The organism is Hyphomicrobiales bacterium, from assembly GCA_030688605.1.
In the GTDB taxonomy this organism is placed as follows: Bacteria; Pseudomonadota; Alphaproteobacteria; order Rhizobiales; family NORP267; genus JAUYJB01.
Map to the genome: position 1 here is coordinate 1 of JAUYJB010000122.1, position 24,663 is coordinate 24,663.

General features: G+C 64.3%; 22 protein-coding genes, 4 tRNA genes and 1 pseudogene. 15 read left to right on the forward strand and 12 right to left on the reverse strand.

Annotated elements, in window-relative coordinates; all coding sequences use genetic code 11:
- The first annotated feature begins 178 nt into the window (after positions 1-178).
- From Q8P46_12655 to idi, 3 genes are all read left to right on the forward strand, one after another.
- Positions 179-255 (forward strand) — tRNA-Arg (locus Q8P46_12655).
- A gap of 40 nt (positions 256-295) precedes the next feature.
- Positions 296-1,354, forward strand: a complete 1,059-nt coding sequence (locus Q8P46_12660; protein ID MDP2621004.1) for a sodium:calcium antiporter — start codon at positions 296-298, stop codon at positions 1,352-1,354.
- A 27-nt stretch (positions 1,355-1,381) separates the two neighbouring features.
- A complete protein-coding gene (gene idi / locus Q8P46_12665; protein ID MDP2621005.1) occupies positions 1,382-1,882 on the forward strand; it encodes an isopentenyl-diphosphate Delta-isomerase in 501 nt (166 codons plus the stop codon).
- Here the strand turns inward: idi and Q8P46_12670 are convergent.
- Entirely contained in the window at positions 1,879-2,769 is an 891-nt protein-coding gene (locus tag Q8P46_12670; protein ID MDP2621006.1) for a LysR substrate-binding domain-containing protein, read from the reverse strand. The two genes, idi and Q8P46_12670, sit on opposite strands and share 4 nt — an antisense overlap.
- A 311-nt stretch (positions 2,770-3,080) precedes the next feature.
- Positions 3,081-4,271, reverse strand: a complete 1,191-nt coding sequence (gene metC / locus Q8P46_12675) for a cystathionine beta-lyase (GenBank protein ID MDP2621007.1) — start codon at positions 4,269-4,271, stop codon at positions 3,081-3,083.
- 311 nt (positions 4,272-4,582) lie between these two features.
- Here metC and Q8P46_12680 point away from each other — a divergent pair, with 311 nt between their 5' ends.
- From Q8P46_12680 to Q8P46_12695, 4 genes are all read left to right on the forward strand, one after another.
- Positions 4,583-5,599, forward strand: coding sequence for an amino acid ABC transporter substrate-binding protein (locus tag Q8P46_12680; GenBank protein MDP2621008.1), 1,017 nt, complete (start codon positions 4,583-4,585; stop codon positions 5,597-5,599).
- A gap of 171 nt (positions 5,600-5,770) precedes the next feature.
- Positions 5,771-6,982, forward strand: a complete 1,212-nt coding sequence (locus tag Q8P46_12685) for an amino acid ABC transporter permease (protein MDP2621009.1) — start codon at positions 5,771-5,773, stop codon at positions 6,980-6,982.
- 9 nt (positions 6,983-6,991) lie between these two features.
- A complete protein-coding gene (locus tag Q8P46_12690; GenBank protein MDP2621010.1) occupies positions 6,992-8,134 on the forward strand; it encodes an amino acid ABC transporter permease in 1,143 nt (380 codons plus the stop codon).
- 121 nt (positions 8,135-8,255) lie between these two features.
- Positions 8,256-9,068 carry an amino acid ABC transporter ATP-binding protein gene (locus Q8P46_12695; GenBank protein ID MDP2621011.1) on the forward strand — a complete coding sequence of 271 codons (813 nt, stop codon included), beginning with the start codon at positions 8,256-8,258 and terminating at the stop codon, positions 9,066-9,068.
- Positions 9,069-9,077: 9 nt separating this feature from the next.
- Here the strand turns inward: Q8P46_12695 and Q8P46_12700 are convergent, their stop codons facing one another.
- From Q8P46_12700 to Q8P46_12725, 6 genes are all read right to left on the reverse strand, one after another.
- On the reverse strand, positions 9,078-9,278 hold the full coding sequence (locus Q8P46_12700) for a DUF2905 domain-containing protein (protein ID MDP2621012.1): 201 nt from the start codon (positions 9,276-9,278) through the stop codon (positions 9,078-9,080).
- A 40-nt stretch (positions 9,279-9,318) separates the two neighbouring features.
- Positions 9,319-10,176: a 3-mercaptopyruvate sulfurtransferase gene (gene sseA, locus Q8P46_12705; protein MDP2621013.1), complete on the reverse strand. Its 858-nt coding sequence runs from the start codon at positions 10,174-10,176 to the stop codon at positions 9,319-9,321.
- Positions 10,177-10,197: 21 nt separating this feature from the next.
- Entirely contained in the window at positions 10,198-10,677 is a 480-nt protein-coding gene (locus tag Q8P46_12710; protein ID MDP2621014.1) for a GFA family protein, read from the reverse strand.
- Positions 10,678-10,691: 14 nt separating this feature from the next.
- Positions 10,692-11,408, reverse strand: coding sequence for an alanyl-tRNA editing protein (locus tag Q8P46_12715; protein MDP2621015.1), 717 nt, complete (start codon positions 11,406-11,408; stop codon positions 10,692-10,694).
- On the reverse strand, positions 11,405-12,442 hold the full coding sequence (locus tag Q8P46_12720) for a cysteine synthase A (GenBank protein MDP2621016.1): 1,038 nt from the start codon (positions 12,440-12,442) through the stop codon (positions 11,405-11,407). Before Q8P46_12720 ends, Q8P46_12715 begins: the two co-directional genes overlap by 4 nt.
- A 112-nt stretch (positions 12,443-12,554) precedes the next feature.
- Positions 12,555-12,986 carry a thioesterase family protein gene (locus Q8P46_12725; GenBank protein MDP2621017.1) on the reverse strand — a complete coding sequence of 144 codons (432 nt, stop codon included), beginning with the start codon at positions 12,984-12,986 and terminating at the stop codon, positions 12,555-12,557.
- Between the two features lie 87 nt (positions 12,987-13,073).
- On the opposite strand from Q8P46_12725, the gene Q8P46_12730 reads away from it, so the two are divergent.
- The 5 genes from Q8P46_12730 to Q8P46_12750 all read left to right on the forward strand — a co-directional run bounded on the left by Q8P46_12730 (position 13,074) and on the right by Q8P46_12750 (position 21,070).
- Entirely contained in the window at positions 13,074-14,210 is a 1,137-nt protein-coding gene (locus Q8P46_12730; protein MDP2621018.1) for an FAD-dependent monooxygenase, read from the forward strand.
- Between the two features lie 298 nt (positions 14,211-14,508).
- Positions 14,509-16,254, forward strand: coding sequence for a type I secretion system permease/ATPase (locus Q8P46_12735; protein ID MDP2621019.1), 1,746 nt, complete (start codon positions 14,509-14,511; stop codon positions 16,252-16,254).
- The gene (locus Q8P46_12740; protein MDP2621020.1) at positions 16,235-17,626 is read left to right on the forward strand and encodes an HlyD family type I secretion periplasmic adaptor subunit; all 1,392 of its coding nucleotides are present in this window, start codon (positions 16,235-16,237) and stop codon (positions 17,624-17,626) included. The genes Q8P46_12735 and Q8P46_12740 overlap by 20 nt, the downstream gene beginning before the upstream one ends.
- 283 nt (positions 17,627-17,909) lie before the next feature.
- Positions 17,910-18,368, forward strand: coding sequence for a hypothetical protein (locus Q8P46_12745; protein ID MDP2621021.1), 459 nt, complete (start codon positions 17,910-17,912; stop codon positions 18,366-18,368).
- Between the two features lie 29 nt (positions 18,369-18,397).
- The gene (locus tag Q8P46_12750; GenBank protein MDP2621022.1) at positions 18,398-21,070 is read left to right on the forward strand and encodes a M10 family metallopeptidase C-terminal domain-containing protein; all 2,673 of its coding nucleotides are present in this window, start codon (positions 18,398-18,400) and stop codon (positions 21,068-21,070) included.
- 129 nt (positions 21,071-21,199) lie between these two features.
- On the opposite strand, the gene Q8P46_12755 is transcribed toward Q8P46_12750, so the two are convergent.
- A tRNA-Asn gene (locus tag Q8P46_12755) sits at positions 21,200-21,275 on the reverse strand.
- Positions 21,276-21,397: 122 nt separating this feature from the next.
- Here Q8P46_12755 and Q8P46_12760 point away from each other — a divergent pair.
- Positions 21,398-21,625, forward strand: a pseudogene (locus tag Q8P46_12760) (hypothetical protein).
- A gap of 169 nt (positions 21,626-21,794) precedes the next feature.
- Here Q8P46_12760 and Q8P46_12765 read toward each other — a convergent pair.
- Positions 21,795-21,868 (reverse strand) — tRNA-Cys (locus tag Q8P46_12765).
- Positions 21,869-22,138: 270 nt separating this feature from the next.
- On the opposite strand from Q8P46_12765, the gene Q8P46_12770 reads away from it, so the two are divergent.
- Positions 22,139-22,810, forward strand: coding sequence for a protein-L-isoaspartate O-methyltransferase (locus tag Q8P46_12770; protein ID MDP2621023.1), 672 nt, complete (start codon positions 22,139-22,141; stop codon positions 22,808-22,810).
- Between the two features lie 52 nt (positions 22,811-22,862).
- Positions 22,863-23,234, forward strand: coding sequence for a hypothetical protein (locus Q8P46_12775; protein ID MDP2621024.1), 372 nt, complete (start codon positions 22,863-22,865; stop codon positions 23,232-23,234).
- A 7-nt stretch (positions 23,235-23,241) separates the two neighbouring features.
- On the opposite strand, the gene Q8P46_12780 is transcribed toward Q8P46_12775, so the two are convergent.
- On the reverse strand, positions 23,242-24,369 hold the full coding sequence (locus Q8P46_12780; GenBank protein ID MDP2621025.1) for an NAD(P)/FAD-dependent oxidoreductase: 1,128 nt from the start codon (positions 24,367-24,369) through the stop codon (positions 23,242-23,244).
- A 49-nt stretch (positions 24,370-24,418) separates the two neighbouring features.
- A tRNA-Gln gene (locus Q8P46_12785) sits at positions 24,419-24,492 on the reverse strand.
- Positions 24,493-24,663 lie beyond the last annotated feature (171 nt).

The following is a 24,663-nucleotide window of genomic DNA, read 5'->3' on the forward strand; positions in this document are numbered from 1 at the left end:
CCACCGAAGGCCGGGTTCTTTTGCGCCGTGGCGGTGTTGCGGCTGTTGGCCGATGCACCGCATCGCCCGGCGAGCCGCGCCTGGCCACGGCGCAAAATCATCCCGGTCAAATGGTTCCCTATAACCATGAACCGCTCTAGCACCAGCGCTTGCGCGCGGTTCGGGATGAGAGAATTGGGCGCCTGTAGCTCAGCTGGATAGAGCACGAGCCTTCTAAGCTTGGGGTCGCAGGTTCGAGTCCTGCCAGGCGCACCATTTCCGCCCGGCCGCGGCGGCGGCCACGCAAGGAGCGCAGATGCATCTTGTCGAGGCGCTGGTGCGGCTGCCCTTGGGGGGGAACGGGCTCATCTTTGCCGCCGCGGCCGCGGGCGTCTGGTACGCGGGCAGCCGGCTTCCCGCCTATGCCGACGAGCTTTCCGACCGTTACCGCATCGGCCATGCCTTTATGGGGCTGGTCCTGCTCGCGACCGCCACCTCATTGCCGGAGATCGTCACCACCGTGACCGGGGCGCTCGCCGGCGCCGCCCACCTGGTGCTCAACAACATGTTCGGCGGCATTGCCATGCAGACGGCAATTCTCGCTGTCGCCGACGCCTTCGCCGGCCGCGCGCCGCTGACCTCCTATCCGCGCAAGCCGACGTCGATCCTCGAAAGCGGCGTTCTCGTGCTTCTTCTGGCGCTGACATTGGCGGTGCTCACGCTGGGCGAGGTGGAGATCGTGCCCGGAATCGGCGCCGGAGCCCTCATCGTCGGCATCGCCTATGGCGCGGTCGTATACCTTCTGCGCCGCTACGACGAGCAAACGGTGTGGACGCCGGTCGAAATCCTCGAGGCGGTCGAGGAGAGGGTGCGCATTCCCGGCGGCGGCCCGCTGACCGACGCATCGCGGCGCCAGCTCATACTGGCCGTCGCCGCCGCGGCGCTGATGATCCTCGTGTGCGGCATCGTCCTGGTCGCCACCGCCGAGGCAATCGCAACGCAGAGCGGGCTCGGCGAAAGCTTTATCGGCGCAACGCTTCTCGCCGCCGTCACCTCGCTGCCGGAAGTGAGCGTGACCATCGCCGCGGTGCGCATGGGCGCCTATACAATGGCGATATCGAATATTTTCGGCAGCAACCTCCTGATGCTGGCCCTGATCCTGCCGGCCGATATCTTCTTCCTCGGCGACCCGATCCTCGTCTACGCCGACCGTTCGGCGCAGTTCGCACTGATCGCCGGCATCGTGACCACCGCTTTCTACACCTGCGGTCTGGTGCTGCGCTCGCGCTTCAAACTTGGCATCATGGGGCTAGATTCGGTATGTGTCTTCGCCACCTATCTGGTGACGCTCACAGGCCTTTACGCGCTGCGCTGAGCGGCGGCCGAAATCGAGGAGAAGGGGATGACGGAATACGTCATATTGGTCGACGAGAAGGACGCCGAGGTCGGGCGCGAGGAAAAGATGGAAACCCACCGGCGCGGCCTCCTGCACCGGGCCTTCTCGGTGATGCTGTTCAACGAGGACAAGATCCTGCTGCACCGCCGGGCGCTCAGCAAGTACCATTCCCCCGGTCTGTGGTCGAACGCCTGTTGCGGTCATCCGCGCCCTGGCGAGACGGTTGAGGCGGGCGCCAGGCGGCGTCTCCTGGAGGAGATGGGAATCTATTGCCCGGCGCTGCAATGGCGGGCCAAGACCCAGTATACCGTTCCCCTCAAGGGCGGCATGACCGAGAACGAGATCGTGCATCTCTTTCTTGGCAAGTATGACGGGCCGATCGAGCCCGATCCGGAAGAAGTCATGGATTGGGCCTGGCGCGATCTGGGGGCGTTCCGGGCCGAGGCCCCCGATTCGCCGAACTATACCTACTGGCTGAAGCTCTACGTCACCCGCGGTCTCATTTAGGGATTCGGCACCGCGGCCGTTCCGACGATTTCGTCGATGCTCTTGTGCAGCCGGTCAACGAGCTTGAAGGCGGCGTCGGACAGCCGGTCGTGCTTGTAGAAGAGCCCGACATGGAGCCGCTCCAGCGGCGGGAAACCGTCGCGCTCGCTCAGCACCTGGAATGGCCCGTGCCGCAAGTGCCGGGGGGCCGAGGCGACGCCGATGCCGGCGTGGACGGCGCCGAGCAAGGTCGGCAGGCTGCAACTGCAATGGGCGATGCGCCAGGGCTTCGAGGCGGCGTCCAGCGCCATGATCATCCCCTTGTGGAACTCCGACGTCTTCGGAAGCACGGCAAGCGGCACCGTCGCGGTGCGATGCAGCTTGGCCCCCTTGCTCATGATCCATATCGGTTGCTCGACCCAGGCGCGCACCAGATGGCGGCTGACCTGCTGCGCGGTGACCGCGACGACGACATCCAATTCGTCGCTGGCCAGCCATTGCAGAAGATCGGGGCTCAATCGGTTTATGATCTTGATCGTGACGTCCGGGTGCTCGCGGATGAACCGCGCCACATGGTCCTGAAGATGCTCGCCAACATAGTCGGACGGGACGCCGATCGAGATCTCGCCTTCGCATTCGGCGGCGCCGAACCTGGCAATGGCTTCGTCGTTGAGGCGCAGGATCTGGCGGGCATAGACGGCCAGCGCCGAGCCGTCGGCCGTCAGCGCCAGGTGGCGTCCCTTCTGCGCGAACAGCTTTTTTCCGACCAGGTCTTCCAGGCGGCGCATTTGCAGGCTGATCGCCGGCTGGGTGCGGCCGAGGATGGCGCCCGCCTTGGTGTAGCCGCCATGGTCGCTGACGGTCACAAAGGAGCGCAGAAGGTCCGTGGGAAGATTGACCGGTTTCATGCGGGGTTCAGCTATCGAGTTATTCCATCCAGGAAAATATAACACTTGCTTATGGGTTCATACGCCTTCGCACCACTTATCATTACCGCAAAGGATACGAGAATTCATTCATTGTTCCATAGAAATAATCTCAAATGTCGGAATTTTTTACATTTGCCCGACAAAGTTGTCCTAGAATATTCATACACGTTTTGCGAGCGAAGAGGGCCTGGGGGGCCTCGGAAGCCGGCGACAGCGGCAGGAACGCTACCTTGCCGGCCGCAGGCAGAGGGCGGGGCGGCCGGCAGGAGCCGGCGGCATCAGCGGGCGCGTCAGCGCCGGCCGGCGAGCCCGAGCTTGGCCAATCCGGCGGCAAGATCGGCCTTCAGATCGTCGACATCCTCAAGACCGATATGAAAACGCAAGCCGGGCCCCGCGTTTTCCCACGCAGGCGGCGTGCGGCGCGCGGCCGGATCGAAGGGAATCGCCAGGCTCTCATACCCGCCCCACGAATAGCCGAGGCCGAAGAGCTGCAATTCATCGAGCATCGCGTCGACCGCCGCGCGGGGCGCCGGCTTGAGGATCACCGAGAACAGGCCCGAAGCGCCGGTGAAATCGCGCCGCCACAATTCGTGCCCCGGGGCGCCTTCGAGCCCCGGGTGCAGGACGATGTCGACCTCCGGCCGGTCGGCGAGCCAGCGGGCGATCTCGAGAGCCGATTGCATGTGGCGGGCAAGGCGCACGCCCATGGTGCGCAGGCCGCGCAGCCCCAGGAACATCTCCTCGGTGCCGGCGCAATTGCCGAAATTATACCAGGCCGTGTGCAGCTCCGGCCAAACAGATTCGTTGGCGGTGACCGCGCCGAGCATGATGTCGGAGTGGCCGCCGAAATATTTGGTGCCGGCGTAGACCGAGATGTCGGCGCCCTTGTCAAGCGGCCTGAAGTAGAGCGGCGTCGCCCAGGTATTGTCGATAACGACCAAGGCGCCGCCGGCGTGGGCGGCAGCGGCGATGGCCGGAAGGTCCTGCACCTCGAAGGTCCGCGAGCCCGGGCTTTCCATATAGATAAGTCGCGTGTTGGGCCGCATCAGGTCGGCGATCCTGCCGCCGATGAGGGGGTCGTAATATTCCGTCTCCACGCCGAGGCTGGCCAGGACGTGGTCGCAGAAACGGCGGGTGGGAAAATAGACGCAGTCCGTCATCAGAATGTGGTCGCCGGCGCCGACCAGGCAGAGCAGCGTGTTGGAGATGGCGGCAAGGCCGGAGGGGGCGGTCAGGCAACCGGCCGCGCCGTCGAGCTCGGCGATCGCCTCGTGGAGCGCTTCCATGGTCGGCGTGTTGCGCCGCCCATAGGGATAGCGCACTTCGCCGGCGGCCAGCGCCGCAGCGTTCGGGTAGAGGACGGTGGAGCCGCGATAAACCGGCGTATTGACGAACCCATGGTGCTCGGCCGGGTGACGGCCGCCATGGACGAGCCTGGTCGCCGCTCCCTTTTTCCTGTCGCCGCGTGGGGTATCAGCCATGATACTTCGTCCGATTGCCGGGCCGGATGCCGGATGAGAGGGATAAACGGCGTTCGCCAGCTCAATGATTCCATATGGCCCGCAAATGCACTAGCATTTCGCCCGCGCAATGCCAGCGGACGATGGGTATAGTGCGTCAGGCTTGACCAAAGTCGCTTAATCGCCTGAGATAGGACAAGGTCCTGGGAGGGAGTTGGGACGCCAGTACGTCATGTGAATCCTACCCGGGCTTCCAGGAAGGGGAGGCGGCGCTCGCCGCAGAGCGCCGCCGCAGGGGAGTGGCTTTAAGTTTCAGAACAAGGAGTTTCGACATGAAAACGGTTGTGGGTCCATTGCTGCTCGGGGCAGGATTGACCCTGGCGGTGTCCGCCGCGTCGGCGGCAACCCTCGATGACGTCAAGTCGAAGGGGTTCGTTCAGTGCGGCGTCAGCCAGGGTCTTCCCGGCTTTTCCAATACCAATGACAAGGGCGATTGGACCGGCATCGACGTTGAGCTTTGCCGCGGGATTGCCGCGGCGATCTTCGCCGATCCGGGCAAGGTCAAATTCACCCCCTTGTCGGCCAAGGAGCGCTTCACGGCGCTGCAATCCGGCGAGATCGACATCCTGTCGCGCAACACCACCTGGACCATGGGGCGCGACACCTCACTCGGTCTGAACTTCGCCGGCACCAACTATTATGACGGTCAGGGCTTCATGGTTCGCAAGTCGCTCGGCGTAACCAGCGCGCTGCAACTGGACGGCGCGTCGGTATGCACCCAGACCGGCACGACAACGGAGCTGAACCTCGCCGACTATTTCCGCACCAACAAGATGAAATACGAGGTCGTCGCCTTCGAGAAGGCGGACGAGACCGTGCAGGCCTACGATTCGGGACGCTGCGACGTCTTCACGAGCGATTCCTCGCAGCTCTACGCGCAGCGGCTGAAGCTCACCAATCCGGACGAACACGTCGTGCTGCCCGAGATCATCTCCAAGGAGCCGCTCGGACCGGTGGTCCGGCAAGGCGACGACCAGTGGTTCAATATCGTCAAATGGACCCATTTCGCCATGGTCAACGCCGAGGAGCTCGGGGTGAACAGCGGCAATGCCGACCAGATGAAGGAGTCGGACAATCCGGAGATCAAGCGGATGCTCGGCACGGAAGGCGCCTTTGGCGAGGCGATCGGGCTCGGCAATGACTGGGCCTACAATATCATCAAGCTGGTCGGCAATTACGGCGAAGTGTTCGACCGCAATGTCGGTCCGAACACGCCGCTCGGCATCGCCCGCGGCTTGAACGCGCTGTGGACCCAACGCGGCCTGCAATACGCGCCGCCGATCCGCTAGGCGAGGCATCGGGGCCCGTCGCCGCCCTGATCCGGACGAGGCGATGGGCCCCCGGATTATTTCGGTGACCGGTTGCGCGTCGCCGCCTCTTGGGGCGAGGGCGCCGCGGCATGACCACCCCGGAAGCACGAACGAGCGGGGATAGGCCTCGCCCGGGACGACGGGTCGAGCATGGCGGTTCAAGATGTTGTCGGACCGGACAGGGACGAGCACGCGCGCGTGCCGCTCCTTTACGATCCGAAGATACGCGCGCTCGCGGCGCAGGTCCTGCTTATCCTCGCCGTGGTGTGGTTCGGCTACGAAATCGTCTCCAACACCGTCACCAACCTGGCGAAGCAGAACATCGCGACCGGGGTCGGCTTTCTCAGCAACACCGCCGGCTTCGGCGTGGTCGCGACACTGGGGACCTGGGCGGTCGGCTATGTCGAGGAGTCGAGCTACGGCGCGGCGTTCCTGGTCGGGCTGATCAATACGCTTGCCGTCGCCGTCGTCGGCATCGTCTTCGCCACCATTTTAGGCTTCATCCTCGGCGTCGCGCGGCTGTCGCCGAACTGGATCATCTCCAGGCTCGCCACTCTCTATGTCGAGGTGCTGCGCAACATCCCGCTGCTGCTGCAGATTTTCTTCTGGTATTTCGCCGTATTGCGCAGCCTTCCCTCGCCGCGCCAGAGCCTCGACCTTGGCGCCGGCACGTTCATCAATTCGCGCGGGATGTTCATGCCGATGCCAGTGCCGGAGGCAGGATTCGGGGCGACGCCGTGGGCCTTTCTCGTCGCCTGCATCGGCGCCTATTTCATCGCCCGCTGGGCGCGCAAGCGGCAATACGAGACCGGCCAGCAGTTTCCGATTTTCTGGACCTCGGTGGGACTGATCATCGGCGTGCCGCTCATCGTATTCCTGATCGGCGGGGCGCCGCTCACCTTCGAGGTTCCGGTCCTCAGAGGCTTCAATTTCCAGGGCGGGATGGTGCTTATTCCCGAATATGTGGCGCTGCTCCTGGCGCTGACGCTCTACACCGCGACCTTCATCGCCGAGATCGTGCGCGCCGGCATCCTCGCCGTGAGCCACGGCCAGACGGAAGCCGCCCACGCGCTCGGGCTGAGGGGCATGCCGACCCTGCGCCTGGTGATCATTCCCCAGGCCATGCGGGTCATCATTCCGCCGCTGACGAACCAGTATCTGAACCTGACCAAGAATTCCTCGCTCGCCGTCGCCATCGCCTATCCGGATCTCGTCTCGGTGTTCGCCGGCACGACCCTCAATCAGACCGGCCAAGCGGTCGAGGTTCTGCTGATCACCATGGCCGTCTACCTCACATTGTCGATCCTGACCTCACTGTTCATGAACTGGTACAACGCCCGCATGGCGCTGGTGGAGCGGTAGAAGGGCGCAATGGCCAACTCCGACCTCGTCTTCGTGCGCCGCGAAATGGTCGCCGAGCTGGAGCCGCCGCATTTGTCCACCGGCGTGCTGGGGTGGATGCGCCGGAACCTGTTCTCCAACTGGTGGAACTCTCTGCTCACCCTGATCGGCGTCTATCTCGCCTATGTGATTTTCGTGCCGATCTTCGAGTTCACGATCGTCAATGCCGTGTGGCAGGGCAGCGGACGCGAGGATTGCCTGCAACGCGAAGGGCAGGAGACGGTTGGCGCCTGCTGGGCCTATGTCGGCGCCAAGCTCGGCCAGTTCGTCTATGGCCGTTATCCCGATGCCGAGCGCTGGCGCGTCAATCTGGTATTTTTTATGCTCGTCGCCAGCTTGGTCCCGATGGCGATTCCCGCCATTCCGGGCAAGAATTGGAATGCGATTTTTCTGCTGGTGATCTTTCCCGTCGCGACCTTCGTGCTGCTGATCGGCGGCTGGTTCGGCCTCGAGCATGTGGAGACGCCGCTTTGGGGCGGTCTCCTGGTGACGCTCGTGGTGGCGATGACCGGCATTGTCGCCTCGCTGCCGCTCGGCGTGCCGCTGGCGCTCGGGCGCCGCTCGAAGATGCCCGTGGTGCAGCTGTTCTCGATTATTTTCATCGAGTTCTGGCGCGGCGTGCCGCTGATCACGGTGCTGTTCATGGCCAGCGTCGTGTTGCCGTTGTTCCTGCCCGAGGGCGTGAATTTCGACAAGCTGTTGCGGGCGCTGATCGGGGTGGCCTTGTTCAACGCCGCCTACATGGCCGAGGTGGTGCGCGGCGGCTTGCAGGCGATCCCGCGCGGCCAATTCGAGGGCGCCCAGGCGCTCGGCCTCGGCTACTGGCAGATGATGCGGCTGATCGTCCTGCCGCAGGCGCTGAAACTTGTGATTCCCGGCATCGTCAACTCTTTCATCGCCCTGTTCAAGGATACGACCCTGGTGCTGATCATCGGTCTTTTCGACCTGCTCGGCATCATCCAACTGAGCTTCACCGATCCGACCTGGGCTACGCCGACCCAGAGCCACACGGCCTATGTCTTCGCCGCCCTGATCTATTGGGTGTTCTGCTTCAGCATGTCGCGCTACTCGATGTTCATGGAGCAGCGCCTGAGTGCCGGCCGGCGGCGATAACGAAGGAAGCACGCGCATGGAAAAGACACCGACCAGGAGCCGCAGCGCATCGACGGCGAAGAAAGCCGGCGGAACCCGCGCGCGCAAGACCACGAAGCTCGCGGTCGCGGCGAAAAAGGCAATCGAATCCAGCTCCAGGCCGGAGACGCCGGCAGCCGGAAACGGACATGATCCGGAAACTGCCGCGATGGGGGTTTCCGACGAGGTGGCCATCGAAATCACCGGCATGCACAAATGGTTCGGCGACTTCCATGTGCTCAAGGATATCAATCTGAGGGTCCTCAAGGGCGAGCGCATCGTCGTTTGCGGACCTTCCGGGTCGGGCAAGTCGACCATGATCCGCTGCATCAACCGGCTGGAGGAGCACCAGAAGGGCAGGATCGTCGTCTTCGGCACCGAGCTCACCAACGATCTGAAAAAGATCGACGAGATCCGGCGCGAGGTCGGCATGGTGTTCCAGCACTTCAACCTGTTTCCGCACCTCACCGCGCTGGAAAACTGCACCCTGGCGCCGATCTGGGTGCGCAAGATGCCGAAGGCGGAGGCCGAGGCGGCGGCGATGCAATATCTGGAGCGGGTCAAGATCCCGGAGCAGGCGAAAAAATATCCCGGCCAGCTCTCCGGCGGCCAGCAGCAGCGCGTGGCCATCGCCCGCTCACTATGCATGAACCCGAAGATCATGCTGTTCGACGAGCCGACCTCGGCGCTCGATCCAGAGATGATCAAGGAGGTGCTCGACGTGATGGTCGATCTGGCGCGCTCCGGCATGACCATGCTGGTGGTGACCCACGAGATGGGCTTCGCTCGTGAAGTGGCCAACCAGGTGATCTTCATGGATGACGGGCAGATCATCGAGCAGAACGAGCCGGAGGTCTTTTTCCACCACCCGCAGCACGACCGCACCAAGCTGTTCTTGAGCCAGATTTTGCACTGATCGCGGGTCTTACCTGCCGAGAAACCAGAGCAGGGCGGTCAACAGCAGGCTGAGAATGACCGAGGTCATGATCGGCAGGTAGAGCGTGAAATTCTCCCGCTCGATGACGATGTCGCCGGGCAGACGGCCGAGTCCGAGCTTGCCGATCCATGGCCACAGCAGCCCGAGCACCAGCAAGATCGCCCCGGCAATGATGAGAAACCGTCCCATGGCAGCCGATATGGGGCGGCCTTAGAACAGGCGCAACGGCCTAACCCGTCTCCACCGGCAGATCGTCGCGGGCGCCCCATTCGCTCCACGAGCCGTCGTAGAGGGATGTGTTGTGGTGACCGATCAACTCGAGCGCCAGAGACAGGATCGCGGCGGTGACGCCGGAGCCGCAGCTGGTCACGATCGGCCTTGTCAGGTCGACGCCGGCGGCCTCGAAGGCCCTCCGGATTTCCGCCGCCGACTTGAAGGTGGCGTCGGGATTGAGCAGCGCGCCGTAAGGAATGTTGAATGAGCCCGGCATGCGTCCCGAGCGCAGCCGCGGGCGCGGCTCGGGCGCCTTGCCGCAAAAGCGGTCCGACGAGCGGGCATCGACGATCTGCGTGGCGGCGCCGTCGCGGCCCTCGACAATGGCGATGATGTCGTTCAGATCGCGCACCATGCCGGCGTTGCGGCGGGCGGTGAAATGCCGCTCCTGGCCCTCGACGGGGCCTTCATCGAGCGGCCGGTTCTCGGCCCGCCATTTGGGCAGGCCGCCGTCGAGCACCGCTGCATCGTCATGGCCCATGACGCGAAACGTCCACCAGACGCGGGCGGCGGAGAACATGCCGGCGCCGTCATAGACGATGACGCGCTTGCCGTCGCCGATGCCCATCTTGCGCACCCGCGAGGACAGTTTCGCCGGCGAAGGAAGCATGTGCGGCAGGTCGCTGGTCTCGTCGCAAATGTCGTCGATGTCGAAGAACAGCGCGCCCGGGATGTGTCCGTTGAGGTATTCCCGATAGGGGTCGCGCTTCGCGGTCGGCAGATACCAGGAGGCGTCGAGCACGACCAGGTCCGGCGCCGCGAGATGGGTTTCAAGCCATTCCGTGGAGACCAGCAAACCTGGGTTGCCAATCATGCGAAAACGCTCTCCCATACCCTATTCTTCGTTGGGCCAACCGTGGGCGCGGTGCCAGTCGGCCAGCGATTTGTCGGGGTAACGCGGAAACTGCTCGTCCCCCGGCCCCGCCGCAATTTTCACCCAGGGCGCGGCGAAGTCCAGCATGATATGGGTGTTCGAGGGCGGCCGCGGCAAGGGCGTGTCGATGGCCGAAGCGAACGGGTGAACCAGGTCCGGCCAGCGCGGGTCCCACGCCCACAAGGCCGAGCCGCAGAGCTTGCAGAAGCGGCGCTCCAACGGGCTCGGCTCGCCGTCGATCACGGCGCGGTAGACCTGGATCGACCCCTCGCCGGACAGGATCTTGAGCGTGTCGGCCTTGGCGCCGAGATTGATCGCGTAACCGCCGCCTCCGGCCGTCTTGCGGCAAATCGAGCAATAGCAGCGCATATAGGGCACCGGGGCATAGGCGGCGACGGTAAACCGTACCGAGCCGCAACGGCACGAGCCCGCAAGTTCCATGGCCTGTCCTCCCGTCAGGCGAATGCGATGCGCACGCGCCGGTTCTTGGCGCCCTTCTTCTCGATCTTGGTGACCGCGATGGGGCCGATCTCGGCGGTGGAGCGCACATGCGTGCCCCCGCAGGGCTGCAGGTCGACGCCGGCGCCGATGCGCACCAGACGGATGCGGCCGGAGCCCATGGGCGGCTTGACCGCCATGGTCTTGACGAGCTCGGGCTTAGCGGCGAGCTCCGCATCGGTGATCCATTCGAAGCCGACCGGATGATCGGCGGCGATCAGGGCGTTGAGCCGCTCGGCGATCTCCTCCTTATCCGCCATGCCGGCGTCGGGAATATCGAAGTCGAGGCGGCCCGTATCGGCGCCGATCTGGCCGCCGGTGACGGGGTAGGGGAGCACCGCGGAGAGAAGATGCAGCGCGGTGTGGATGCGCATGTGGCCGTAGCGGCGCGGCCAGTCGAGGCGGCAGACGACCTTTTCGCCCGCGGCCGGCAGCGGGCCGGGTTCCGCCGGCACATGGACGATGTCGGCGCGGTCCTCGCCATAGACGGTCGTGGCGATCGCAATCCTCTGCCCGTCCTCGAGCTCGATCTCGCCAGAATCGCCGGGCTGGCCGCCGCCGGCGGCATAGAACACCGTGCGGTCGAGAACGACGCCGCCGCGCTCGTTGACGGCGCTGACCGTCGCCGCGCAGTCCTTCAGATACGCGTCGTCGCGAAACAGCGCTTCGCTCATTTCAGCACCTCGGACATGTCGATCGTGCTTCGCCGTTCGAGCCAGGCCGGCACCGGCAGCTTCTTTTCGCGCAAGAAGGCGGGATTGAAAAGCTTGGTCTGATACCGCGTGCCATAGTCGGCAAGGATGGTGACGATGGTTCGGCCCGGCCCCAGCGCCTCGGCGAGCCGCATGGCGCCGGCGACATTGATCCCGCTCGATCCGCCGAGACACAGCCCCTCATGCTCGAGCAGATCGAAGACATAGGGAAGCGCCTCGGTGTCGGGGATCTTATAGGCCTCGTCTACCGGCGCTCCCTTCAGATTCTCGGTCTCGCGATTGTTGCCGATCCCCTCGGTGATGGACGTGCCGGCCGGATCGAACTTGCCGTGCTTGAGGAAGGAATAGATGCCCGAGCCTTCCGGGTCGGCGAGCGCCGTGACGATTCTTTGGTTACGCTCCTTCAGCGCCATGGCGACGCCGGCGATGGTGCCGCCTGTGCCCATGGAGCAGACGAAGCCGTCGACCTTGCCGTCGGTGTCGCGCCAGATCTCAGGCCCGGTTGTCAAATAATGCGCGTCGCGGTTGGCGGTATTGTCGAACTGGTTGGCCCACACCGCGCCGTTGGGCTCTTCCTTGGCAAGCATCTCGGCAAGCCTTCCTGAGACCTTCACGTAATTGTTCGGGTTGGCGTAGGGGACCGCCGGGACCTCGATCAGCTCGGCGCCGGAAAGCCGCAGCATGTCCTTCTTTTCCTGGCTCTGGGTGTCGGGGATGACGATGACCGTCCTGAAGCCCATTGCGTTGCCGACCAGCGCCAGGCCGATGCCGGTATTGCCGGCGGTGCCCTCGACGATGGTGCCGCCCGGCCTGAGCGTGCCGCGCTTGACCGCATCCTTAACGATGAACAGCGCCGCGCGGTCCTTGACCGACTGGCCGGGATTGAGGAACTCCGCCTTGCCGAGGATCGTGCAGCCGGTCTTCTCGGAGACGCGCTTCAGGCGGATGAGCGGCGTATTTCCGATCGTCTCGATAACGCCGTTCTTCACGGTCATGCGGTTCGTTCCGATATGCGCGTGAAAAGGTCGTGGAGACCGGACGCGAGCGACCGTACAGTGCCGGCCGGACGGCTTCAAGTCGCGCCGGGGCGGGCGATGCGAGCGTCAGTCAATATTGCGATGCGCGGCCTTCAAGGACGGCCCGCACGGTGTCGGGTATCGGCGCGGCGCGGATCCCCGTCGGGCTGTTCTCGTCGTCCACGACCCAGACCCGCAGCTCCTTCGCCTTGGCCAGCAGCGTGTCTTCGCGCATCACGTCGTGGACGATCTCGAAGGTCGAGCGGCCGATCCTGCCGACCTCGGAGAAGACATCGATGATGTCGCCGAAAAAGGCGGGGCTCTTGAACTCGGCGTGCACATTGCCGAGAACCGTGCCGCGCAGGCCGTAGCGCTTGCGCAGGCCGAGCTGGTCGAGGCCGCCCTTTTCCAGGAGCTCGTGGCCGGCATGGTCGACCCAGATAAAGTAGTTCGGGTAATAGACGATCTTGGCCGGGTCGCAGTGGCCCCAATAGACCCGGACCTGAAACTCTCCGCTCAGCATGGCACCCCCGTCGCGGCAACTCGTTGGCTTCCAAGACGAACGGTGTCTAGCATATAAGGCGTGCCGAAAGAGAAGAGGAAATCCGATTTGACGCACATCGAAATCATCGGCGGCGGGCCGGCTGGTCTCTATTTCGCGCTGTTGATGAAACGCCGCACGGGCGGGGGCTTGCGCGTCCGCGTGAGCGAGCAGAATCCGCGCGACGCCACCTTCGGCTTCGGCGTCGTGTTCTCCGACCGGGCTCTGGAATTCCTGCGCGAGGGAGACGAGGAAACGTACACGCTCTTGCACCGCAACATGCAGACCTGGGACGATCTCGGCATCGCCCATCGCGGCGAGACGGTGGCGATCGACGGCAACGGCTTTTCGGCCATCGGGCGGCTGGAGCTGTTGGAGCTGATGTATCGGGAATGCGAGGCGGCCGGTGTCGAGCTCGGCTTCGAGACCCGCGTCGAAGACCTCGACGCGCGGGCCAGGGCCGACCTTCTGGTCGGCGCCGACGGGGTCAACTCGTCGGTGCGGGCGCATTGGGCCAAGGCGTTCGGGCCCAATCTCTCCTATCTGTCGAACAAGTTCGTCTGGTACGGCACGACCCAGCCCTTTGAGCGACTGACCCTGACCTTCAAACAGAATGAGGATGGCGCCTTCGTCGCACACCATTACCGCTACCGGCCCGACATGAGCACCTTCATCGTCGAATGCGACGCGGAGACCTGGGGGCGGGCCGACTTCGAGACCCTGAACGACGCCGAGAGCCGCGCCTATTGCGAACAGGTGTTCGCCGAGGAGCTGGGCGGCCACCCGCTCATCTCCAACAAGTCGATCTGGCGCAATTTTCCGGTTCTGGAGGTGCGCAACTGGTACCACGGCAATGCGGTGCTGCTCGGAGACGCCCTGCGTACGGTGCATTTCTCGATCGGCTCGGGCACGAGACTTGCGATGGAGGACGCGCTGGCGCTCGCCAACGCCTTTGCGGCGGAGGACATGAACGTCGAGCGCGCGCTCGATCGTTTCCTCGCCGAGAGGCGGCCGGTGGTCGACAAGATCCTGTCCGGCGCGCTCGCCAGCGCCCGCTGGTACGAGCGCTTCGCCGAGCGCATGAACCTCTCGCCGACCGCGTTCGCCTACGACTACATGACGCGCAGCGGCCGCATGGACGATCGAAGGCTGAGAGAGGTCGCGCCGCGCTTCTACCGGCGCTGGCAGGCCGAGGCTGGCGCCTGAGCCTGTCGCCTCAGGTCGCTCCGCAGCGCCCCGCATCCAATGTTGCAGCCGGTGACCCACTGCGCTTTTGATTGCGACGCCATCGAATTGGCCACACGACATGGCAATTTCTTAAAGAATCGGCTATATTATCACTATTGTAAAGAATATTTGAAGCTAGAACATGTTTACTGTGAGTGTAGATATGTAAGATAGACAATTCGTGTTGCATGAGAAGTATCAATTTGGAATTTTATGAATAAATGAATTGCTCAAGCGGGCGGCGTCGGGCCGTGGAGTTGATGGCATGATTAGCGCAATGGCGCCTGTTCGGAGGATATTCTTCCTTATTGGCGTCTATTCTCTATTCCTCAACCTGCTCGTCCTGGCCGTACCTCTGTACCTGTTGCAGATCTACGACCGGGTTCTGGTCAGCCGCAGCGCCGACACGCTGGTGATGATCACGATCCTGGCGGTCCTGGCCCTGGCGGTCTTCGGCCTGCTGGAGGGCGTGCGCGGGGTCATGGCCAGCCGGGCGGCGGCGCGGTTCGAGGTCGGCGTGTCGCCTGCGGTTCTCGAACGCCTGGTGCGCGATGAGAGGCCGGAGCGTTTCGGGGCCGAGCCGCTGCGCGATATGACCCTGGTGCGCGGTTTCATCGGCAACCGGGTGGCGCTCAGCCTGCTCGACCTGCCGTTTGCGCCGATCTTTGTCGTGCTCGTATTCCTGATCCACCCGGTGCTGGGCTACGTGACCCTGTTCGGGGCCTTGCTGCTGGTCTGTCTCGCCGCGGCCAACGATGCTGTCACGTTGGGCCCGCAGCGGGAGGCCCTGCGCGATGCGCGAGCGAGCATGATCACGGCCCAGTCGCTGATCCGCAACGCCGACTCGATCAAGGCCATGGGCATGCTCGATGCGGGTCTTGCCAAATGGACGGGCGGCCAGATCGGCGCTCTCATCGGCCAGGACCGTGTCGGGACCCGCAACGCGGCCTTTTTCGCCATGACCCGGTTTTTCCGCCTGTTGTTGCAGATCGCCGTTCTCGGCCTCGGCGCCTATTTCGTTCTGCACGAGGAGATGACGGCGGGCATGATCTTCGCCTCCTCGATCGTCTCCGCCAGAGCGCTGGGGCCGATCGAGCAGGCGGTCGGCGGCTGGAAGTCGTTGACCCAGGCGCGCCTCGCTTACAAGCGGCTGAAGCAGCTGTTCCAGGAGACCGGCACGGCGGAAAGACGCACCAAGCTGCCCGACCCCGAGGGCCGGATCGAGGTCGAGAGGTTGGTGTTCACCGCACCCGGTTCGCCCGGACAGGAACGGATCCTGAAGGGGATCAGCTTTTCGCTTGAGGCCGGCGAGGCGCTGGCGGTGGTCGGGCCGAGCGGCGCCGGCAAGTCGACGCTTGCCCGTCTTCTTGCCGGCGCGGCGACCCCTGCGTCCGGCTGTGTGCGCCTCGACGGGGCCGACATCGCCGTGTGGCCGGATGAGGCCCGCTTCCGCCATTTCGGCTATCTGCCGCAATCGATCGATCTGATGCCGGGAACGATCGCCGAAAACATCGCGCGGTTCGACCCGGATAGGCGCGATGAGGACGTCGTCGAGGCGGCCAAGCGCGCCGGCGTGCACGAGCTGGTGACGCAATTGGCGGAGGCCTACGAGACCCGGGTCGGGCCCGGCGGCCGGCCCCTGTCGGGAGGCCAGACCCAGCGGATCGCGCTTGCCCGGGCCTTCTACGGGTCGCCGACCTTCGTCATTCTCGATGAGCCCAATGCGCATCTCGACTATGAGGGCGAAAAACAGCTTTCCGAGACCATCGCGGCGGCGAAGGCGCGTAAGACGACGACGGTGACGGTCACTCAGCGCACGTCGATCCTCGAGGCGGTAGACAAGATCCTGTTGCTGCGGGAGGGGCGCGCCGAGGCCTTCGGTCCGCGCAACGAGGTTCTTCCGCACCTCGTGCCGCGGCCGCCGCAACCTCGGACCCCGGAGGAGAAACATGCAACCAGCGGCAAGGTTACGGCGCGGCTGGTGCCGGTGAGGAGGGTCGCCAATGATTCCGGCTCCGCGTAGCCAGGAACGGGCCTGTGAGGTGCTGCTTTCCGTGCGCTGGCCGGCGATCCTCGGTCTCATGGGGATATTGGCCTTCTTCGGCGGCCTCGGGGTGTGGGCGTCGACGGCGCCGATCGCCGGGGCCGCCGTGGCGCCCGGCGTCCTCGTCGCGAGCGGCCACAACAAGATCATCCAGCATCTCGAAGGCGGCATCATCAAGGAGATCCTGGTCGGCGAGGGCGACCGGGTGAATGCCGATGCGCCGGTTTTCGTTCTCGACCGGACGGCGGCGGAAACGAACCTGAACCGGCTGACGGCAAAGCGCGATACGTTGCAGGCCTATGAGGCGCGCCTTCTCGCCGAGCGCGACGGCAATGAAAGTCTGCTGCGGCCCGATCAGATTTCTTCGCAGTTGCTGCAGGCGGGCGTCGGCGAACGGCCGGAAATCGGCGTGTTCCCGGACGCGCTTGCCAGGCGTAGCGCCGATCCCTGGCTGCAACGGCTGCTCGACGACCAGCGCGCGGAGTTCGACGCGCGGCTTAGCCGTCACCGCGACGAGATCGGCATTCTGAGCAAGCGAATGCGCGCATATCAGGAAGAGATCGCCGGGATCGAGGCGCAGAACCGAGCGCTCGGGCAGCAGCTCGATCTGGTCGACAAGGAGGTCGCCGATCTTTCGGGACTGTTCGAGAAGGGGTTCGCGACCCAGGAGCGGCTTCTGGCGCTGAAGCGCTCGCAGGCCGCCCTGCTTGGCGAGAAGGGCGAGAACATCGCCAAGATCGCCTCCGCGCGCCAGCAGATTGCCCAGATCGAGCAGGAGGTGGCTCGGCTGAAGACCGCGCGCCGCGAAGAGGCCTCCACCAATTTGAGCCAGACGCGGGCGGAGCTCCAGGACGTGGAAAAACAGATCCGTACGGCCGACGACATCCTCGATCGCATCGTCATCCGCAGCCCCGTGGCCGGTGTCGTCGTCAAGCTCGGCGTTCACACGCCGGGCGAGGTGATCCAATCCGGACAGCGGCTTTTGGAAATTCTTCCCGACGGCGAGGACCTGTTGATCGAGGCGCGGGTCCCGCCGGAGGATATCGACTCCGTCAAGGTCGGCCAGACGGCGGCGGTCAGTCTCAGCGCCCTGAACCGGCGCACCACTCCGGTCGTCAATGCGCAGGTTACGTATGTCTCGGCCGACCGGCTGGTGGACGAGAACACGCAGCAGCCCTATTACCTCGCCCGCCTGCGCCTTGTCGAACTCGCCGGCACCGGCATCGACCAGGCCGACCTCTATCCTGGAATGCAGGTCGACACCTATATTCGGATCAGCGAGCGGACCTTCGTCGATTATCTGGTCCGTCCGATCCGCGACAGCTTCCGGAAGGCGTTCCGGGAAGGCTGATTTGGCTCGTCGATCGGAACGCGCACCGCGTCGCCTAGCGTACCGCCGGGCCGGGCGGCAAGACTTTCTTCATGATGAATCGGGGCCAGGCAAGACGGTGGCCCTCGAAATGCCATTAAGATTCGAAAGCTGTTGACAGTGCTATTTTAACGGGTTGGAGGGCAAGCTGGCGGTGCATGCCGGCTTGACCGCGGTCGTCTCATTTCAGTGAGGGCCCGCGCGGTGGGCTCGGCTGAAGGTGGACGTTTGAGGCCGCATGGTCTGGCTGAGCAAAGCAGTTCCAATGATTGCCGTTTCGATAGGTCTGATGACAGGCGATGCCCACGCAGCGATGCCGCACCCGCTGACCGTCGGGCTGAGGACGATCGAGATTGCCTGTGTCGTCGAGGGCCGCGACAGCGAGACGAACCGGAGCTTCGAGGTCGCCTTTTGCGAGGAACTGTCGCGCCGCGTCGGCGAGAAGCTCGGCGTCGCGGTGGTCAGGATGGATGATGCGGGACCGGCCGTGGATCGGTCCTTGCCGAGAGCAGCCACGGCCTGGATCCGCTCGGCCGTTCGGCTCGATGCGGAGGCCGCAATCGCCCGGACGAGCTGGGGGTCCCACATGCCGCAGCGCGGCGTCCCGCCAATCGAGGAGGGTCCCCCCGTCAGCCTGCGGCTTGAGGGTTCCACGATCGCGGCTGACGGGCGCGCTCTTGCCGGCGCGGTGGTCGCTAAATTGCCTTTCATGCCGAATGAATAGGCGTCTGGCTTCGGGGCGGGACGAGATCAATGCCTAAACCGGTTTTCACGCCGCAACAGATCGCCGATCAGCTCACCCGCTCGGGTCTGCATTGGACCGGCACGACCATCACCTATTCGTTTCCCACGAGCGGCTCGACGTCGACATCCTATAGCGTCGATGCCACGCAGAAGGCCTGGATCCGCGAGGCAATCCAGTTGGTGGGAGATGCTCTCGGCCTGACCTTCGTCGAGGTCGCGCCGGGCGCGTCGAGCAACATCAAGTTCGTCAACGACACCGGCGGGGGTACCTACGCCTCGACGAGCTATTTCTCGTCTTCCCGCGCAATCGCCAGCTCGACCATCTATCTGGATCAGAGCTGGTCGTCGAACCAGAGCGCGAATCTCGACTACGGCTCCTACGGCTTTCTCACCATCCTGCACGAGTTCCTGCATGCGCTCGGTCTGTCGCATCCCGGCGACTACAATGCCGGCTCCGGCGGGCCGATCACCTATGCCAACAGCGCCGAGTTCGAGCAGGATACCCACCGCTACTCGGTGATGTCCTATTTCGCCGCCTATGAAGACGGCAGCGGCACATCGCACTTTTTCTGGACCGGTTCGTCCTGGCAGTGGGTCTATCCGCAGTCGCCCATGGTCTACGACCTCCTGGCGCTGACCGAGGGCAATTTTGCCGGCTATTTCAACGGCTATGCGGAAAATTCGAGCACCCGAAGCGGCAATACCGTCTATGGCTACAATTCAACCGCCAACCGCGAGATATTCGATTTCACCATTAACAACGCACCGGTGCTGACGATCTTCGATTCCGGCGGCATCGATACGCTCGATCTGTCGGGCGACACGGCATCGCGGGCGCTCGAGCCGGTATACGATTCCAGCGGCCAACTGATCGGCTGGCAGAACATCTCCTCCACCTATACCCGGGTCATCGATCTGCACGAGGGCGCCTACTCGTCGACCCATGGCATGTCGAACAATCTGGCCATCGCCTTCGGCACCGTAATCGAGAACGCGATCGGGACGAGCTTCGACGACATCATCTATGGCAACGACTACGCCAATATCCTGAACGGCGGGGCTGGCGACGATATCTTGTATGGCGGTGGCGGTGGCGACACGTTCTTGTACCAGGCATCGTCCGACTGGGGGGACGATACGATCAAGGATTTCGAGCCTGACGTAGATCTGGTCAAGTTCGAAGGCGTGGCTCCGGCCTCGATCCATTACACCCAGGTCGGCAATGACGTGCTGATAACGGTCGACGGGTTCAGTGGCTCGGTGCTCGTCGAAAACACGCTGGTGGAAGAACTCGACCCGACGAACCCCGGCGCCCAGTTCAACATCGCCGAATTGCAGACGTTCCAACTCAATCATCAGACCAAGACGATTACGCTGTCGAATACCTATGAGAACCCGGTGGTGATCGCGCGGGTGGTGACGAATAACGGTGGCGAACCGGTGACCGTGCGGATAACGAATGTGACGTCCAATTCGATCACCTTGCGGCTGCAGGAGCCTAACTTTAACGACGGCTGGCACATGTGGGAGACGGTCAGCCTGATGGTAGTCGAGGCGGGCAGCTGGATCATGGAGGACGGAACGCTCCTGCAGGCGGGAACCATCAATTCCAGCAAACTGTCGCCGCAGGGCTTGGAGAGCGTGACATTCGGACAGTCCTTCGGCGCGACGCCTTCGGTGTTCACCCAGGTGCAGACGTTAAACGGCCCCGACTATGTGGCGACGCGGCAAGGGAATGCCACCACAGACGGCTTCCTGGTGACGATGCAGGAGGAGGAGGCGAGAAATAATTCCGGACACGTGATCGAGACGATCGGTTGGGTGGCCATTGAACGTGGATCGGGCACCTGGAACGGGATCGCCTACGAGGCTGGGGCAACCGCGAAGACAGTGACCAACGCCTTCCAGTCGGTGTCCTTCGGGACGGCTTTCTCCGGCGCCCCGATCGTGGTGCCGGGCCTGTCAAGCTTGTACGGGACCGATCCGGCGGTGCAGCGCACCCAAGGAATCTCGGCGAGCGGCTTTCAGGTGCGGGTGCAGGAAGATCAGAGCCAAGATGCCGAGATCTGGCATCTCGCCGAGGTGTTCGACTATTTTGCCGTCAGCGGGACGGGCACGCTAACGGGATCGAGTGCCGCGGCCGTCATGGCGCAGGCCGGAACGAGCTTGCCGACCGGGCAGTTGGTCACCGACCCGGCGGTTCTGGCGCAGCTGTCAAGCCTGAACGGGTCCGAAGGCACGGTGACGCAGATAGGCGACCCGCGGTTGGACAGCTTCGCGATGTGGCCGCAGGAGCCGCACCTCAACGGCGAGATACGTGTCATCGAAATGAACGGCGCGCAGGCGACCGTGCCCGGCACGGGCGTAGGGAACGGCAATCTGTTCGAGGCCGTGAACACCGGGACCGTCGTTACCAGCAACCTCGCCGCCGAGACACTCGAGCAGAGCTTCATGTCCGCGCCGCTTGCGTCCGGCAACCTGGCGACCCGCGATGACGGTGATCCGGTCGGGCCGGGCTACGGCAACGGCACCCCGGCCGGCGTGCAGGACCAGGCAGGGACGAACCATGGTCCCGACACGGAATTTGCCGACATCGCCGAAGCCCTCGACGATCTTGCCGTCGACAACCTTTCCTTCGTTGAGGCCGGCCTTCTCTCCGCCGACCATTTCGCCATGGTCTGAACGGGTTCGCGCGACCGAGCCGGCCCGACGGGCCGCGTTCACCGTTCAAGGCGCCGGACCGATCGCTGCCTGATCGCCGCCGGCAAAGAAAAAGGGGTCAGGCGCTTCCGCCTGACCCCCTGCTTTAACTGGCTCCCCGGGCCGGACTCGAACCAGCGACCCAGCGGTTAACAGCCGCTTGCTCTACCAACTGAGCTACCGGGGAATGTGGCGGTTCCCACCGCGATTGCCCCTGCCTATAGCAAAAGCCGACGAATCTTGCCAATCCCATAATGGTGCAGCCGGGACGGGATCACTATATAGAACCGACAATCGCACCAAGGGACGATGCGTTCGGTGTCACCACGCGAATTTAAAATCGGATCCTGGAAATTCAAGCTGCCCGCCTCGCGGGTCGCCAGGCTTGGCATCGCCATCTTCTTGATCGTCGCCGGCTTTCTCGGATTTCTTCCGATCCTCGGCTTCTGGATGATCCCGCTCGGGCTGTTGATCATTTCCTACGATATCGCGGTCGCGCGCAGGGCCCGGCGCAAGCTTACGGTGTGGTGGGGGCGCACCAACGGAGCGCCAAGCGCCAAGGAACGCAATGAAAAGACCCGCGGCGGCGAAGACGGAGCCGAAGCCGAGACGAAAGGCTCTTCCGCCGCTATCGATGCATGAGACGACGCCGGACCGAACGGGCAGGGCGGGCGAAGATCGCCCTGCGCGACAAATCGATTAGGGGTGGAGGCCACGCCCGGAATCGAACCGGGGTATACGGATTTGCAGTCCGCTGCGTCACCACTCCGCCACGTGGCCTTGTCCATTCCGCCGCAACTCGGCATCGGCTCTTGTTCGCCGGCGTGCGCGGCCATGATGTGACGCGGATATAGCAAGCAGGGTCTGGCGAAACAATATGAAAGGGCCAGGAAGCGAGGCAAAGTTCAAATGCGGTAAAGAGGGGGGCCGACGCGTGGATTGCGTTCTAATGCCGCATCGCCGCCCGCGCGGCTTGCCTTTTGAACGCAGTCGGATAAATCATTTCCGCGCGCCCGGTCGAGGGGCCGCGCCGTCAGCGCAGGAGCCGTCATGGAAGATTTCGAGCAAGCCCGCACCCGCATGGTTATCGCCCAGGTGCAGCCGAACGACGTCTCGGACCCCCGGCTGCTCGCCGCGCTGCTCGAAATCCCGCGCGAGCGATTTGTTCCCGCGAGCCGACGCGCCATCGCCTATATCGACGAGGACGTGCTCCTGAAGCCCGCCGACGGCCGCAATCCGGCCCGCTATTTGATGGAGCCGATGCCGTTCGCCAAGCTGGTGCAGCTGGCCGACATCCTGCCCGCCGATCTGGTGCTCGATATCGGTTGCGGCACCGGCTATTCCTCCGCCGTGCTGTCGAGGCTCGCCGACTCGGTGGTGGCGCTCGAATGCGACGAGGAGCTTGCCGCCGCCGCCAACGAGACGCTGCCGGAGCTCGAGATCGGCAATGTCGCCGTTGTCACCGGCCCCTTGAACCAGGGCTATCCCGAGGAGGGGCCGTATGACGCGATCGTGCTCAACGGGGCGGTGTCGCAGGTCCCCGAAGCGCTGTTCGAGCAGCTCAAGGAAGGCGGGCGCCTGGTTGCCATCCTCGTCGAGGAAGGGCGCAGCCAGGCGTGGCTGTTCACCCGCCATGGCGGCCGCGCGACCGGCCGGCCGGCAAGCAACGCCTCGGCCAAACCGCTGCCCGGCTTCGCGCGCGAGGAAGGCTTCGTCTTCTAGCGCGGGGCCGCAGGCCGCATCTGCGCAGCTCTTCATTCGGGGGAAACGACGCATGTCCCGACGAACGGTCTGGCTCATCTCGGCGATCTGGCTGGCGTTGGTCGCGGCCTCCTTCATTGCGCTTGCGCTCACGCCGGCGACCGATTTCGGCTTCACGCGGGGGCTGAACCGCTTGATGGTGTTCCTGTCCTGGCAGGCCGGCGCGTTCGTCGCGGCCATCGCCGCATTCTTCGTCACCTGGAACCTCGTCGGCGGCACGCGGACCGACAGGCTCATCGGCAATTTTCCCTTGGGGGCGATGGCGGCGTTCTACGCCGTCATCATTGCCGTCAGCGTCTACTTCGTGAGCCTGGAGGCATCGGACCAATCGGATGCAGTCCGTCCGACGCCGAAAACGGTCGCGCCCGCGCCGCAGACCGAATAAGCACGCCCTATATCGAATCGGCCTCCGCCATGTCTTGAACCAGCTCGGCGATGGCGAGCGCCGAGGTCAGCCCCGGGCTCTCGATGCCGAGAAGGTTGATCAGGTTCAAGACCCCGTGCGTCTGCGGGCCTTGAATCACGAAGTCCGCCGCGGGCTCGCCGGGGCCGACGAGCTTCGGCCTGATACCGGCATAGTCCGGGGCGAGCGCGCCGTCGGCGAGACCCGGCCAATAACTCCGGACGGCCTTATAGAAAATCTCGGCCCGGCCGGGATCGACGGCGAAATCGTGCTCGTCCGTGATCCACTCCACGTCGGGACCGAAGCGCACCTGACCGGCAAGGTCGAGGGTCGCATGGACGCCGAGGCCGGCCTGGTTGGGGACCGGATAGATCAGGCGCTTGAAAGGCGGCCGGCCGGAAAGCTTGAAATAGTTGCCCTTGGCGAACCAGCGAGGGCGGCGATGGGCGGCGGGAAAGCCGGTAAGCTGGTCGAGTAGCACCGGGGCGGCAAGGCCGGCGGCATTGACGATGAGCCGCGCCGCCACCGCAGAAGGCGATGCGCCGCCGACTGTAAGCTCGGTGCGCCCGCTATCGATGGCACCGCCGGCAACCGGGCTTTCGAAAACGATGCTGCCGCCGGCCGCTTCCACATCGCCGCGCAGGGCGAGCATGTAGGCGTGGGCGTCGATGATCCCGGTCGAGGGGGAGATGAGGGCGGCCTTGCAGCGCAATTCCGGCTCGAGGCGCAGCGCCTGCTCGCGGCTAAGCCATTCGAGATCGTCGACGCCGTTTGCCCGCGCGCGCTCGGCGATTCTCCCAAGCTCGACCTCCTGCGCCGCGTCGACGGCGACGATGAGCTTGCCGCAGCGGCGGTGCGGCACGTGATGCCTCTCGGCGTAGGCATAAAGAAGCTCCTTGCCGCGCAGGCAGGAGCGCGCCTTCACGCTGCCTTTCGGATAGTAGATGCCGGCATGGACGACCTCGCTGTTGCGCGATGAGATGCCGCTGCCGATGGCGCCGGTGGCCTCGAAAACCAGCACCTCGCGCCCGGCCTGGGCCAGCGCCCGGGCCGCCGCCAAGCCGATCACGCCAGCGCCGATGACCGCGACATCGATGTCGAAGCGCTCAGGCGTCACGGCTGAAACAACCCCTATTTCCTTATGATGAGAGGCTATCGAAAAAGAATGGCTGGGGCGCTAGGATTCGAACCTAGACTGGCGGAGTCAGAGTCCGCTGTCCTACCGTTAGACGACGCCCCATCCTGGGCCGCTTGCGAGGCTGTTCTATTATATGAGGCTCCGGTCATCAAGCCGCACCCCCTGTGCCCACATTCATGTCTTGGCGATCCCGTTCCCCGGGTGCGCCTTTCATGGCTCCTTCCTTGCTGGTAGACTGGCCCGCGAAGACAGTTGAACATATTCCTGTCGTCG

Excerpts from the sequence above, each read along its gene's own strand:
- Q8P46_12660 (MDP2621004.1), top strand. The coding sequence starts at position 296 with ATGCATCTTGTCGAGGCGCTGGTGCGGCTGCCCTTGGGGGGGAACGGG.
- idi (MDP2621005.1), top strand. The coding sequence starts at position 1,382 with ATGACGGAATACGTCATATTGGTCGACGAGAAGGACGCCGAGGTCGGG.
- Q8P46_12670 (MDP2621006.1), bottom strand. The coding sequence starts at position 2,769 with ATGAAACCGGTCAATCTTCCCACGGACCTTCTGCGCTCCTTTGTGACC.
- metC (MDP2621007.1), bottom strand. The coding sequence starts at position 4,271 with ATGGCTGATACCCCACGCGGCGACAGGAAAAAGGGAGCGGCGACCAGG.
- Q8P46_12680 (MDP2621008.1), top strand. The coding sequence starts at position 4,583 with ATGAAAACGGTTGTGGGTCCATTGCTGCTCGGGGCAGGATTGACCCTG.
- Q8P46_12685 (MDP2621009.1), top strand. The coding sequence starts at position 5,771 with ATGGCGGTTCAAGATGTTGTCGGACCGGACAGGGACGAGCACGCGCGC.
- Q8P46_12690 (MDP2621010.1), top strand. The coding sequence starts at position 6,992 with ATGGCCAACTCCGACCTCGTCTTCGTGCGCCGCGAAATGGTCGCCGAG.
- Q8P46_12700 (MDP2621012.1), bottom strand. The coding sequence starts at position 9,278 with ATGGGACGGTTTCTCATCATTGCCGGGGCGATCTTGCTGGTGCTCGGG.
- sseA (MDP2621013.1), bottom strand. The coding sequence starts at position 10,176 with ATGATTGGCAACCCAGGTTTGCTGGTCTCCACGGAATGGCTTGAAACC.
- Q8P46_12710 (MDP2621014.1), bottom strand. The coding sequence starts at position 10,677 with ATGGAACTTGCGGGCTCGTGCCGTTGCGGCTCGGTACGGTTTACCGTC.
- Q8P46_12715 (MDP2621015.1), bottom strand. The coding sequence starts at position 11,408 with ATGAGCGAAGCGCTGTTTCGCGACGACGCGTATCTGAAGGACTGCGCG.
- Q8P46_12720 (MDP2621016.1), bottom strand. The coding sequence starts at position 12,442 with ATGACCGTGAAGAACGGCGTTATCGAGACGATCGGAAATACGCCGCTC.
- Q8P46_12725 (MDP2621017.1), bottom strand. The coding sequence starts at position 12,986 with ATGCTGAGCGGAGAGTTTCAGGTCCGGGTCTATTGGGGCCACTGCGAC.
- Q8P46_12735 (MDP2621019.1), top strand. The coding sequence starts at position 14,509 with ATGGCGCCTGTTCGGAGGATATTCTTCCTTATTGGCGTCTATTCTCTA.
- Q8P46_12740 (MDP2621020.1), top strand. The coding sequence starts at position 16,235 with ATGATTCCGGCTCCGCGTAGCCAGGAACGGGCCTGTGAGGTGCTGCTT.
- Q8P46_12745 (MDP2621021.1), top strand. The coding sequence starts at position 17,910 with ATGATTGCCGTTTCGATAGGTCTGATGACAGGCGATGCCCACGCAGCG.
- Q8P46_12750 (MDP2621022.1), top strand. The coding sequence starts at position 18,398 with ATGCCTAAACCGGTTTTCACGCCGCAACAGATCGCCGATCAGCTCACC.
- Q8P46_12770 (MDP2621023.1), top strand. The coding sequence starts at position 22,139 with ATGGAAGATTTCGAGCAAGCCCGCACCCGCATGGTTATCGCCCAGGTG.
- Q8P46_12775 (MDP2621024.1), top strand. The coding sequence starts at position 22,863 with ATGTCCCGACGAACGGTCTGGCTCATCTCGGCGATCTGGCTGGCGTTG.